The organism is Kitasatospora sp. NPDC092286 (assembly GCF_044755565.1).
Taxonomy (GTDB): Bacteria; Actinomycetota; Actinomycetes; order Streptomycetales; family Streptomycetaceae; genus Kitasatospora.
In genome coordinates this window covers 117999-130284 of the sequence record NZ_JBIVRD010000001.1, presented here as the reverse complement: position 1 = coordinate 130284, position 12286 = coordinate 117999, and the positions used below count along the sequence as shown (strand labels likewise).

The 12286-nt window shown below is 73.3% G+C and carries 12 protein-coding genes; 2 read left to right on the top strand and 10 right to left on the bottom strand.

Annotation, left to right across the window (positions count from 1 at the left end):
- Positions 1-13: 13 nt before the first annotated feature.
- The gene (locus tag ACIQIB_RS00645) at positions 14-691 is read right to left on the bottom strand and encodes a response regulator transcription factor (protein WP_363605641.1); all 678 of its coding nucleotides are present in this window, start codon (positions 689-691) and stop codon (positions 14-16) included.
- Positions 692-961: 270 nt separating this feature from the next.
- Between ACIQIB_RS00645 and ACIQIB_RS00640 the strand changes: the two genes are divergently transcribed.
- Complete coding sequence (locus tag ACIQIB_RS00640) at positions 962-1936, top strand: SigE family RNA polymerase sigma factor (protein WP_400756111.1); 975 nt, start codon at positions 962-964, stop codon at positions 1934-1936.
- A 227-nt stretch (positions 1937-2163) separates the two neighbouring features.
- Here the strand turns inward: ACIQIB_RS00640 and ACIQIB_RS00635 are convergent, their stop codons facing one another.
- The 6 genes from ACIQIB_RS00635 to ACIQIB_RS00610 all read right to left on the bottom strand — a co-directional run bounded on the left by ACIQIB_RS00635 (position 2164) and on the right by ACIQIB_RS00610 (position 7317).
- Positions 2164-2805 carry an ATP-binding protein gene (locus tag ACIQIB_RS00635; protein WP_363605644.1) on the bottom strand — a complete coding sequence of 214 codons (642 nt, stop codon included), beginning with the start codon at positions 2803-2805 and terminating at the stop codon, positions 2164-2166.
- A gap of 259 nt (positions 2806-3064) precedes the next feature.
- Positions 3065-3967 (bottom strand): aldehyde dehydrogenase family protein, encoded by a 903-nt coding sequence (locus ACIQIB_RS00630; protein ID WP_363605645.1) that lies wholly within the window; start codon positions 3965-3967, stop codon positions 3065-3067.
- A complete protein-coding gene (locus tag ACIQIB_RS00625; RefSeq protein ID WP_363605646.1) occupies positions 3960-5441 on the bottom strand; it encodes an aldehyde dehydrogenase family protein in 1482 nt (493 codons plus the stop codon). The genes ACIQIB_RS00630 and ACIQIB_RS00625 overlap by 8 nt, the downstream gene beginning before the upstream one ends.
- A gap of 5 nt (positions 5442-5446) precedes the next feature.
- Positions 5447-6463, bottom strand: coding sequence for a deoxyribose-phosphate aldolase (gene deoC / locus ACIQIB_RS00620; RefSeq protein ID WP_363605647.1), 1017 nt, complete (start codon positions 6461-6463; stop codon positions 5447-5449).
- Positions 6464-6568: 105 nt separating this feature from the next.
- Complete coding sequence (locus ACIQIB_RS00615; RefSeq protein WP_363605648.1) at positions 6569-6886, bottom strand: helix-turn-helix transcriptional regulator; 318 nt, start codon at positions 6884-6886, stop codon at positions 6569-6571.
- Positions 6886-7317, bottom strand: coding sequence for a type II toxin-antitoxin system RelE/ParE family toxin (locus tag ACIQIB_RS00610; protein ID WP_400756109.1), 432 nt, complete (start codon positions 7315-7317; stop codon positions 6886-6888). Before ACIQIB_RS00610 ends, ACIQIB_RS00615 begins: the two co-directional genes overlap by 1 nt.
- Before the next feature lie 194 nt (positions 7318-7511).
- Here ACIQIB_RS00610 and ACIQIB_RS00605 point away from each other — a divergent pair, with 194 nt between their 5' ends.
- Positions 7512-8195, top strand: coding sequence for a PH domain-containing protein (locus tag ACIQIB_RS00605; RefSeq protein ID WP_400756108.1), 684 nt, complete (start codon positions 7512-7514; stop codon positions 8193-8195).
- An 86-nt stretch (positions 8196-8281) separates the two neighbouring features.
- On the opposite strand, the gene ACIQIB_RS00600 is transcribed toward ACIQIB_RS00605, so the two are convergent.
- The 3 genes from ACIQIB_RS00600 to ACIQIB_RS00590 all read right to left on the bottom strand — a co-directional run bounded on the left by ACIQIB_RS00600 (position 8282) and on the right by ACIQIB_RS00590 (position 12236).
- Complete coding sequence (locus ACIQIB_RS00600; protein WP_363605654.1) at positions 8282-9994, bottom strand: phospho-sugar mutase; 1713 nt, start codon at positions 9992-9994, stop codon at positions 8282-8284.
- Between the two features lie 163 nt (positions 9995-10157).
- A complete protein-coding gene (locus ACIQIB_RS00595; protein WP_363605656.1) occupies positions 10158-10979 on the bottom strand; it encodes a purine-nucleoside phosphorylase in 822 nt (273 codons plus the stop codon).
- Positions 10980-11159: 180 nt separating this feature from the next.
- Positions 11160-12236, bottom strand: coding sequence for an NlpC/P60 family protein (locus ACIQIB_RS00590; protein ID WP_400756106.1), 1077 nt, complete (start codon positions 12234-12236; stop codon positions 11160-11162).
- Between the last annotated feature and the right edge of the window lie 50 nt (positions 12237-12286).

The following is a 12286-nucleotide window of genomic DNA, read 5'->3' as shown; positions in this document are numbered from 1 at the left end:
AGGAGCGCGGGGGTCAGGCCGGCGGGTCCAGACGGTAGCCGACCCCGCGCACCGTGCGGATCAGCGTCGGTGCCGAGGGGACGTCCTCGACCTTGGCCCGCAGCCGCTGCACGCACGCGTCCACCAGGCGGGAGTCGCCGAGGTAGTCGTGCTCCCAGACCAGCCGCAGCAACTGCTGGCGGGAGAGCGCCTGCCCGGGGCGGCGGCTGAGCTCCAGCAGCAGCCGCAGCTCGGTCGGGGTGAGCTGGAGGTCCTCGCCGTCCTTGGTGACGGTCATCGCCGCGCGGTCGATCACCACGGTGCCGTACGCGGAGGAGTCCGAGCTCTCGCGCTCGCCGCGCCGCAGCACGGCCCGGATCCGGGCGTCCAGGACGCGTGGCTGCACCGGCTTGACGACGTAGTCGTCCGCGCCGGACTCCAGGCCGACCACCACGTCGATGTCGTCGGAGCGGGCGGTGAGCAGGATGATCGGCAGCTGGTCGGTCCGCCGGATGCGGCGGCAGACCTCGAAACCGTCGATTCCGGGCAGCATCACGTCCAGCACGATCAGGTCCGGCCGCTGCTCCTTGAAGAGCCGCAGACCGTCCTCGCCGGAGGCGGCGGTGGCCACGCGGTGGCCCTGGCGGGTGAGGGCGAGTTCGAGGCCGGTGCGGATGGCGTCGTCGTCCTCGATCAGAAGGAGGAAAGGCACGGCCTCATTCTGGCTCACCCGGGGCGCCGAATCACCCCCCGGCGTCGGGCACCGGTCCGGCGGAACCGGCGGGCGCCCCGTCGGCGTCCGGTACGGCGGGAGGGCGTGCGCGGGCGAACGCCCCACCCCTGTGACACCCCTGTGACAGTCGGCGGACAGCGCCATCACAACCGGCGGGCAGGATTTTCCATGTCGCCGCAGGACAGCGGGCCAACCGGCCGGTTGAACGGCGGCAACAGGAACCGCTCGTACCGACCCAGGGGGCGCACGATGAACGCCATGCTTCAGACCCGGACCAACCCGGCTGTCCGCACCGCGCGTTCGTCAGCGACCACCCCGCGGACCCGGTACGAGGCCAGGACCGACGAGACCTCGGGTGCCGTGACCGTACGGGGATGCGCGCACAGCACCGGTGGGAACGCTGTCGTCCGCCGGGTGAGCGGCGGCGGCAGGCCGGGGGAGCTGTACGGGATCGGCCGGACGGGGAGTGCGGCCGACTCCGCCGGAACCCTCACGCTGCGGGGGATCCTCCCCGTCCGCGTCGAGGGCAAGGACGCCCTCAGGGGCGACGGGGGAAGCGGTCTGCGGAAGGTCGGCCCGGGGGAGTCGGCCGGCCGCGAGGCCGCCGGTGCGACGCTGCTGCGGTTGTCCCCCGCGGCCGGCCGCACCGCCGAGGCCGGGCAGGGAGGCGCGCAGGGGGAGCACCCGGCCGTCGCGGAGGACCACATCACGGAGTTCACCGCGTACGTGCGCGAGCGCCGCGCCTCCCTGTACGCCACGGCGTACCACCTCACCGGTGACCGCTACGAGGCCGAGGACCTGCTGCAGAGCGCGCTCTTCAGCACCTACCGGGCCTGGGGCCGGATCACCGACAAGGCCGCGGTCGGGGGCTACCTCCGCCGCACCATGACCAACCTGCACATCTCCGCCTGGCGGCGCCGCAAGGTCAACGAGTACCCGACCGAGGAGCTGCCGGAGACGGTCGGCGACACCGACGCGATGGGCGGCACCGAACTGCGGGCCGTGCTCTGGCAGGCGCTGGCGAAGCTGCCGGAGAACCAGCGGACCATGCTGGTGCTGCGGTACTACGAGGGCAAGACCGACCCGGAGATCGCCGATGTGCTCAACATCAGCGTCGGCACGGTCAAGAGCAGCATCTGGCGCGCGCTGCGCCGGCTGCGCGACGACGAGCACCTGAACAAGTCGGGCGACACCGTCCGGGCGTTCGGCGAGCTGGTCGCGTAGCGGCCGCGGCCGCGCGGGCGAGGGCCTCCGCGCCCGCGGAGGAGGGAACTCCCGTCGGGGGACGGGTAAGGACGGCCACGGGCCGGTGGCGCCGGCTCGGGGGAGCGGCGCCACGGGGGGAGCCCGGCGGTTGTCCGAGGGAAGGCGGCGGGCCCGGTGCGGGGGAGACGCACCGGGCCCGCCGTTCCGTTGTGTCCGGGGCCGTTGTCGCGCGGGCGGGCCGGGCCCTACCGGGAGGGGCTGAGCTCCCGGGGCCCGGCCGCGGTGCGGATCCGGCGGGCGGCCTCCGGGCCGGCGCAGGGGTGGGCGCCCAGCCCGACCTGGCGGCCGACGATGGAGCGCTCGGCGCGCAGCAGGCGCCAGCCGCGGCGCAGCAGCACGGGCAGCGACTTGCGGCCCTCGCGGACGTCCCGGCGCAGTCGGCGCCAGGCGGTGGTGAACGCGCCGTTGCGCAGGCAGAGGGCGTCGCCGAGCAGGTCCTCGGCGGCGCAGTCGGAGGTGATCTCGGCGGCGAAGATGCCCTCGGCGATGAACGCGGGGGCGCCGGCCAGGTCCAGGACCCGGGTGGAGACCCGGCCGTTGTCCGGGATCGAGTACACCGGGACGTCGGCCCGGCCGGTCCGGTGCAGGCTGCGGATGGCGGCGACGGCCTGCTCACGGTGCCAGGCGAGCGGGGAGTCCCAGTCGACCGCGCCGTCGGGCAGCAGCGGGAGGGTGGGGTCGTCCCCGTCCTTGTAGAAGTCGTCGAGCTGAAGCACCGGCAGACCGCTGCGCCCGGCGAGCGAGGACTTCCCCGATCCGGAGGGCCCGGAGAGCAGGACCACCCGGGCGGCGGCTATCGGCACAGGGTTCAGCGGGGAGTCACTCACGGGACACCAGTCTGACGCATCCCGGCCCGATGCCGAAACCGGGCGGACGGCACCTGCTTCCGGCGCTTTCGGCTTCCGGCGCCGTCGGCGCGGTGCGGGTGCGACCAGGGCGGGCGGTGAGAGCCGACGGGGGTGAAAGTCGACGGACCCGCGCCAGGGGGGGAGAGGCGCGGGTCCGTCCAATGACCGTCCGGGCCCTGGGGGGGAGAGGGCACTGGGGACGGCCAGTCTGTGGAGTTGTTACTCGGTGACGGGGCGGTCAGATCCCCATCGGGTGCCAGACCGTCTTCGTCTCCAGGAACGAGAGTAGCCGGTCCGTACCGGGCGTACTGGTCCAGTCCTGGGCGAACGGGTCCAGCTCCGGACGGACTACCCGCTTCAGGGTATCCGCGGCGGCCGCCTCCAGCGCCGCCGCCGCGCCGGGACCGTCGGCGGCAATGGCCCCGGTGAGGTCCAGTGCGTTGACGTCCTGGTGCGAGGCCAGGGTGGGGGCGATGTCGGTGGTGCGGCCGGAGATGATGTTGACCACACCGCCGGGGACGTCCGAGGTGGCCAGCACCTCGCCCAGTGAGAGGGCCGGCAGCGGGGCGTCGGCGGCGGCCGCGACGACCACGGTGTTGCCGGTGGCGATGGCGGGCGCGATCACCGAGACCAGGCCGAGCAGCGAGTGCCCGTACCCGGCCTGCGGGGCGACGATCCCGACCACGCCGGTCGGCTCCGGGGTGGAGAGGTTGAAGAACGGGCCGGCGACGGGGTTGGCGCCGCCCGCGATCTGGGCGACCTTGTCCGTCCAGCCCGCGTACCAGACCCAGCGGTCGATCGTGGCGTCCACCAGTGCGGCGGCCTTCTTCGGGCCGATGCCCTCGGAGAGCGCCACCTCGGCGGCGAACTGCTCGCGCCGGCCCTGGAGCATCTCGGCGACCCGGTACAGCACCTGACCGCGGTTGTACGCGGTGGTGCCGGCCCAGCCCTTGACCGCCGCGCGGGCGGCCACGACGGCGTCGCGGGCGTCCTTGCGGGTGCCGAGCGGGACGTTGGCCAGCCACTCGCCCTTCGAGTCCGTCACCTCGTACACCCGCCCGCTCTCGGAGCGCGGGAACTTCCCGCCGACGTACAGCTTGTAGGTCTTGAGGACGTCAAGACGCGTGATGGTGTCAGACATCGAGGTAGGCCTCCAGACCGTGGCGGCCACCCTCGCGGCCGTAGCCCGACTCCTTGTAGCCGCCGAACGGCGAGGTCGGGTCGAACTTGTTGAAGGTGTTGGCCCAGACCACACCGGCCCTGAGCCGGCTCGCCGTCCAGAGGATCCGCGAGCCCTTCTCCGTCCAGATGCCGGCGGAGAGGCCGTACGGGGTGTTGTTGGCCTTCTCGACCGCCTCGGCGGGGGTGCGGAAGGTCAGCACGGACAGCACCGGGCCGAAGATCTCCTCCTGGGCGATCCGGTGGGCCTGGCTGACGCCGGTGAAGACGGTCGGCTTGAACCAGAAGCCGGTGCCGGGCAGTTCGCACTCGGGCGACCAGCGCTCGGCGCCCTCGGCCTCGCCGGCGTCGGTCAGCTCGGTGATCCGGGCCAGCTGGGCGGCCGAGTTGATGGCGCCGATGTCGGTGTTCTTGTCCAGCGGGTCGCCGACCCGAAGGGTGGACATCCGGCGCTTCAGGGCGTCCAGCAGCTCGTCCTGGATCGACTCCTGGACCAGCAGGCGCGAGCCCGCGCAGCAGACGTGGCCCTGGTTGAAGAAGATGCCGTTGACGATGCCCTCGACCGCCTGGTCGATCGGCGCGTCGTCGAAGACGATGTTGGCGGCCTTGCCGCCGAGCTCCAGCGACAGCTTCTTGCGGCTGCCGGCCAGCTGCTTGGCGATCGCCCGGCCGACCGGGGTGGAACCGGTGAAGGCGACCTTGTTGACGTCCGGGTGCGCGGTGAGCGCGGCGCCGGTGCGGCCGTCGCCGGTGACGATGTTGACGACGCCCTTCGGCAGGCCCGCCTGGCGGCAGATCTCGGCGAAGCGCAGCGCGGTCAGCGGGGTGGTCTCGGCCGGCTTGAGGACGACCGTGTTGCCGGTGGCCAGCGCCGGGGCGATCTTCCACGCCAGCATCATCAGCGGGAAGTTCCACGGGATGACCTGGCCGGCCACGCCCAGCGGGCGCGGGTTCGGGCCGAAGCCCGCGTAGTCCAGCTTGTCGGCCCAGCCCGCGTAGTAGAAGAACCAGGCGGCGACGGTCGGGATGTCGAAGTCGCGGGTCTCGCGGATCGGCTTGCCGTTGTCGATCGACTCCAGCACGGCCAGCTCGCGGCTGCGTTCCTGGATGATCCGGGCGATCCGGAACAGGTACTTGGCGCGCTCGCTGCCCGGCAGCGCCGACCAGTCGGCGAAGGCCCGGCGGGCGGCGGCGACCGCGCGGTCCACGTCCTCGTCGGTGCCCCGGGCGAACTCGGCGAGCACCTGCTCGGTGGCCGGGTTGACCGTCTTCAGGGCCTCGCCGCCCGAGGAGTCGACGAACTCGCCGCCGATGAAGTGGCCGTAGGAGGTGGCGATGTCGCCCGCGGCGGCGGGGGACTCGGGCGCCGGGGCGTAGGCGAAGAGGCCGCCGCGCTGCTGGGCCGCCGGCTCTTCGATGGTCTTCTTCTTGGCCATGGTGATCAGTCCACCGTCACGTAGTCAGGACCGGAGTACCGTCCGGTGGTCAGCTTCTGACGCTGCATCAGCAGGTCGTTGAGCAGGCTGGAGGCGCCGAAGCGGAACCAGTGCGGGGTCAGCCAGTCGTCGCCGAGGGTCTCGTTGACCATCACCAGGTACTTCATGGCGTCCTTGGTGGTGCGGATGCCGCCGGCGGGCTTCACGCCGACCTGGACACCGGTCTGCGCCTTGAAGTCGCGGACGGCCTCCAGCATCAGCAGGGTGACCGGCGGGGTCGCGTTGACGGCGACCTTGCCGGTGGAGGTCTTGATGAAGTCGGCGCCGGCCAGCATGGCCAGCCAGGAGGCGCGGCGCACGTTGTCGTACGTCTGCAGCTCGCCGGTCTCGAAGATCACCTTGAGGTGGGCGGAGGTGCCGTCGGGGCGCTCGCACGCCTTCCTGACGGCGGTGATCTCCTGGAAGACGTCCAGGTAGCGGCCGGAGAGGAAGGCGCCCCGGTCGATCACCATGTCGATCTCGTCGGCGCCCGCGGCGACCGCGTCGGCGGTGTCGGCGAGCTTCACCGGGAGCGCGGCGCGCCCGGCGGGGAAGGCGGTGGCGACGGAGGCGACCTGGATGTCGGTGCCCCGCAGCGCGGCCTTCGCGGTGGCGACCATGTCCGGATAGACACAGATGGCGGCGACGCGGGGCGTGGTCGGGTCGGACGGGTCGGGGGTCCGGCCCTTGGCGCACAGGGCGCGCACCTTGCCGACCGTGTCCGCGCCCTCCAGCGTGGTCAGGTCGATCATCGAGATGGCCAGGTCGATGGCGTAGGCCTTCGCCGTGGTCTTGATCGAGCGGGTGCCGAGCGCGGCGGCACGCGCCTCCAGGCCGACCTGGTCGACGCCGGGCAGGCCGTGCAGGAAGCGGCGGAGCGAGGCCTCGGACGCCGCGACGTCCTGAAGGCCGCTGCCCGCAACGCCTGGGAGTACCTCCCGGCCGCCAGGCTGCGGGAGGGCATTGGCTGCAACAGTGGACATAGTCACCAGACCAGCATATCTACGCGCGTAGTCGACCGCTAGGCCTCCCACCTTTCGATGCGCGACCGAGACCTCGGCGAGCGGAGGAGAGGCGTTCGCGAGAGTTCAGGCGGCCGCGCGGGGGACGAACCGCAGACCGGGGTCGGGCTCGGCCAGCGTGAGGGCCGCGTCGGCGCCGAAGGCACGGCCGAGCGCCTGGAGGACGTCCATGGTCGGGTCGACGCCGCTGCACTCGATCCGCTCCACCAGTTCCTCGCTCAGCCCGGACGCCTCGGCCAGCTCGGCCTCCGTCCACCCCCGGGCGGTGCGCTGCTCGTGGACCGCTCCCGCCAGCGCCATCCGCCAGCCCGCCGCCGCGTACTCGGGGGAGTCCTCCCAGCCGTCGGACAGATCCCATCGGCCGTGGACGTCACTGCCGCGCATCACTCGCCGCCCTTCCTGCTCCTGGTGAACACATCATGCTCCCCGGGAGCCCGGTGATGCGCCGCACAGACCGCGTACGCCTGGTACGCCCGGTCCTTCTCCCGGCGCTCGTTGTCGCGGCGCTTGCGGAAGACCGTCAGCAGCACCGCTGCCCTTCGGTCCCCAGGGAGCCAGAACGTGATGCGGTACGGGCCGGGACGGAGTTCGCAGACTCCGTGCTCAAGCCGCTTGGCGTAGGGCTCGGTCAGCTCGCGGCCCTTCACGGCGAGCAACTCGGCGAAGCGCAGGGCCGTCGCGTACTCGGCGGAGGTCAGGGTCTCCAGCCAGAGCCGCACCTCCGGCTCGACCTCGATCTCGTACGGGCGGGTACCGGCTTGCAGTTCATCGCGGATGCCCAGTAACCAGCGGTGCCGGCGCGATGGGGTGGCCATGTCGGTTCTTCGGGGGGCGGGTGGTCGGGTGCGGTCGTCGCGGACGGATCGTCCCGTGCGCGGTGCCCCGCGCGGGGCGGGTCGCGGACGGACTCACCCGAACGGGGGCGGACGGAGGCCGTGGCCCGGCCGTGGTCCGGAACGGTGTTCGCCACCCCTGTAGATCGCGGGGGGCATGGGGCAGAATCGTGGTCATGACCGATTCCGACGGCAAGCCTCACCAGGGCTCGGCCGGCTCCGATGGGGAGCCCGTGTACGCGGACCGCGTGTACCGCTCCATTCCCGGCGTGATCTCCGGTGTGCTGTTGCTGGCCGTGGCCGGGTGGCTGATCGGGGACGCGGCGCTGAGCGGGACGGGGAAGACTCCGTACGTGTCGCTGGCGGCGGTGCCGGTGTTCGCGTTCCCGGTGATCGCCTACACCCTGCGGCCCGCGGTGCTGGCCAACGACCGGCGGCTGGTGGTGCGCAATCCGCTGCGGACGATCACGGCGCCCTGGGCGTCGGTGGAGGCGCTGCGGGCGGGGTACTCGGTCGAACTGTTCGCGGGCGGTGCCAAGTACCAGGTGTGGGCGGTGCCGGTGTCGCTGCGTCAGCGCAAGCGGGCCAACCGGATCCAGCAGCGCGGCGGTGTCGACCGGCACCCGTCCCGGCTGGGAGTGGCCTTCGGCCGGCCGGGTGCCGGCTCCTCGGTGGTCGCCGGCGCGCCGGACCCGAGCCGGGCCTGGTCGGACCAGGTGGTCGGGGTACTGCAGGAGCAGGCCGAGCGGAACGCGGCGCGGCCGGACGCGGCCGGGCCGGTGGTCGTGCGGTGGTGCTGGTGGATCATCGCGCCGACGCTGGCCGGCCTGGTCGCGCTGGTCGTCGCGATCGTGGTCTGAGCACCGCGGTCCGAACACGGGAGAGAGCACGGGAGAACGGAAAGGGGCCCGCCGAACGGCGGGCCCCTTCGTCGTGTGCGGGGAGGTCAGGCGTCGATGCCCGCGGCCTCCGCCAGGTCGCGCTTGATCGCGGCGAGCAGCCCGGCGGCGCGCTCGCGGGCGGCGGCCAGGTCGGCGGCGGAGGCGACCGGGAGGACGACCTCCAGATAGCACTTCAGCTTGGGCTCGGTGCCGGACGGCCGGACCACGATCCGGGCCGAGCGGACGCCCTCGCCGGCCAGGCGGTAGCGCAGGCCGTCGGTGGGCGGCAGGTCGGCGGAGCCGGCGGTCAGGTCGTCGGCCCCGGTGACCCGCAGGCCGGCCAGCACGGTCGGCGGCTGGTCGCGCAGGCGCTGCATGGCGTCGGCGATCAGCGCGAGGTCGTGCACCCGGACGGAGAGCTGGTCGGTGGCGTGCAGGCCGTGCTCCAGCGCCAGGTCGTCCAGCAGGTCGGCCAGGGTGCGGCCGGACTTCTTGAGGGTGGCGGCCAGTTCGGCGACCAGCAGGGCGGCGGTGATGCCGTCCTTGTCGCGTACGCCCTGCGGGTCGACGCAGTAGCCGAGCGCCTCCTCGTAGCCGTAGCGCAGGCCGTCGGCGCGGGCGATCCACTTGAAGCCGGTCAGCGTCTCGGCGTAGCCGAGGCCGGCCGCCTCGGCGATCCGGCCGAGCAGGGTGGAGGAGACGATGGTGGTGGCGAAGGTGCCGGTGGCCTTCTTGGCGACCAGTGCCGCGCCGAGCAGCGCGCCCACGTCGTCGCCGCGCAGCATGCGCCAGCCGGGGCCGTTGCCGCCGTTGCCGTTGTCCGGGACGGCCACCGCGCAGCGGTCGGCGTCCGGGTCGTTGGCGATGACGATGTCCGGGCCGACCGAGGCGGCGGTGCGGAAGGCGAGGTCCATCGCCCCCGGCTCCTCCGGGTTGGGGAAGGCCACGGTGGGGAAGTCCGGGTCGGGCTCGGCCTGTTCGGCGACCACGGTGGGCGCGGGGAAGCCGGCCCGGCGGAACGCGGCGACCAGGGTGTCGCGGCCGACACCGTGCATCGGGGTGTAGACGACATCCAGGTCGCGCGGGCTCTGCCCGTCCACGATGGAGACGGCCCGGTCCAGGTACGCCTCGACGACGTCCTCGCCGAGCACCTCCCAGCCGTCCTCGGCGCGCGGGACCTCGGTGAGCGCGCTGATCGCGTCGATCTCGGCCGCGATCCCGGCGTCGGCCGGCGGGACGATCTGCGAGCCGTCGCCCAGGTAGACCTTGTAACCGTTGTCCTGCGGCGGGTTGTGGCTCGCGGTGACGGTGACACCGGCGGCCGCGCCCAGGTGCCGGACGGCGAAGGCGAGCACCGGGGTCGGCAGCGCGCGGGGCAGCAGCGCGGCGCGCAGACCGGCGCCGACCACCACGGCGGCGGTGTCGCGGGCGAAGTCGTACGACTTGTGGCGGGCGTCGTAGCCGATGACGACGAGGTCGCCCAGGCCCTGCTTCCGCACGTACGCGACCAGGCCGGCGGCGGCCCGGATCACCACGGCGCGGTTCATCCGCATCGGGCCCGCGCCCAGCTCGCCGCGCAGGCCGGCGGTGCCGAACTGGAGCCGGCCGGAGAACCGCTCGGCCAGCTGGGACCAGGCGAGCTTGCTGTCCGACTCGGCGTCCGGGCCCTCGGCCAGGGCCAGCAGGGCGGACAGCTCCTCGCGGGTCTGCCGGTCGGGGTCCTCGGCCAGCCAGGCCCGGGCCCGGGCGAGGAGGTCGGTGGTGGTTGCCTGCGTCATGGCTGCAGCTCCATCGGGAAGTGCGTCGGTTGTCGGCCGGAGGGTTCCGCAAGTAGGCAAGGGGGAGGGGGCGCGCACGCGGACGGGGCCCGCGGGTGGGTGTGATCAGCGGATCACAGCCGCCCGCGGACCCCGTCGCTCATGATTGTGCGCCAGACCCGGGTCAGATCCGCTCAAGGACCTTCGCCAGCAGCGCGCCCATGCGCTCGGCGGAGGCCTTGCCGGCCTCCAGCACCTCGGCGTGGTTGAGCGGCTCGCCGGTGATGCCGGCGGCCAGGTTGGTGACCAGCGAGATGCCGAGCACCTCGGAGCCGGCCTCGCGGGCGGCGATGGCCTCCAGGGTGGTGGACATGCCGACCAGCTCGCCGCCGATCACCCGGGCCATGTGGACCTCGGCCGGGGTCTCGTAGTGCGGGCCGCGGAACTGCACGTAGACGGCCTCGTCCAGGGTGGAGTCCACCTCGCGGCAGAGGTCGCGCAGCCGCTTGGAGTAGAGGTCCGTCAGGTCGACGAAGTTGGCGCCGACGATCGGGGAGTCCGCCGTCAGGTTGATGTGGTCGCTGATCAGGACCGGCTGGCCGGGGACCCAGCCCTCGCGCAGACCGCCGCAGCCGTTGGTCAGCACGATGATCCCGCAGCCGGCGGCGGCGGCGGTGCGGACGCCGTGCACGACCGTCGCCACGCCGTGGCCCTCGTAGTAGTGGTTGCGGCCGAGGAAGATCAGGGCGCGCTTGTCGCCGATCTTCACCGAGCGGATCGTGCCGGCGTGGCCGGCCACGGCGGGGGCGGGGAAGCCGGGGAGCTCGGTGACGGGGAACTCGGCCACGGTCTCGCCGAGGGCGTCGGCGGCCGGCACCCAGCCGGAGCCCATCACCAGGGCGACGTCGTGGCGCTCGGCACCGGTCAGCTCGCGCAGGCGCGCGGCGGCGGCCTGGGCGGCGGCGTAGGGGTCGGAGGAGACGACCGACTGAGGAGATGCGTTCACAGGTCCGAGAATAGACGGGAATCGACTACGCGCGTAGAAAATCCTGCCCCGGCATGCCGGATCGTTACCCGGTTGACCCGAAAACACAGCTCGGTGGCGGTTTTCGGGCCCGGCGCCGGTCATTCCGTCCGGACCGCCGCGGGCCGGGACGGGCGCGCGGGCGAAGGCGGGGCCGGCGCTTCACAGCCGCTTGGCGCTGCGCAGCCCCTTCGCGTAGAAGCCGTTGTCGTCCAGCCGGGCGGTGCCGCCCTTGTCGCCGAAGGTCGGGCCGTCCGCCTCCTCCCGGCTGGAGATGTAGCGCGGGTGGCCGTCGGTGTCCAGGCCGAGGTAGATGCCGGTGTGGTCGAGCCGGGCGCCGGTGCGCGCGTCGATCTCGAAGAAGACCAGGTCACCGGGTTGCAGCGGGTCGATCGAGGCGGGCCGCAGGGTGACGTCCGAGCCGGGCGCGGTGGTCAGCGGCAGGACCGGGACGCCGGGGGAGAACCGGGCCAGGCCGTTGGCGGTGCGGGCCAGGCCGGGGCCGGCCACGTCCTTGCTGAGCAGCGGGTAGCCGGAGCGGTACCCGTACACCATGCGGACGAAGCCGGAGCAGTCGAAGGCGCCGTAACGGGTCTTGTCGGGCTGCTTGGTGACCTTGTCGGCGAAGGTGTACGGGGTGCCGAGGTAGTCGAGGAAGTCGGTCTGCTCCAGCCGCAGGTCGTTGCCGGCCGAGCCGTTGGGGTTGAGTGGGCCGAACGAGGCGTCCCCCTTGTAGCGCACGCCCTTGGCGTCCTTCTCGCCGGGCGCGCCCGCGAGGTACTGCACGGCGATCGCCAGCACGTCGTCCGCGCTGCTGCCCAGCGACTGCTGGAACCAGCCGCGGAACCAGCCCTCGCTCTCGGCGCCGGCCTTCCACGGCTGCGGCATCAGCCGGACCCAGGTGTCGCCGACCAGGGTGGCGGTGGTGGTGCCCGGCTCGGCGAAGGTGCGGCTCGGGCCGGTCAGGGCGGCGGTGCGGGCGCCGTCGGTCAGGGTGGCGACCACGCCGCCGCGGGCGTCGCGGACCACCGTGCGGTCCGGGCCGGTCAGCCGCTCGTACCGGTACCCGGCGCCGGCCTGGGCGGTGCCCGGCGCGGCGGTGGCGGCGATCAGCGGGGCGGTGCCGCCCTCGGCGGGCCGTCGGTCGCGGTCCCGCAGCTGGACGGTGAGGTAGCCACTGGTGGCCAGCAGGGTGACGGCCAGGCCGCCGCTGAGCAGGGACTTCCGGGTGACGGGCATGGGGGCCTCCGGCGGGGGCGGGGAGAGAAGGCGGAGTCGGGCCGGGATCG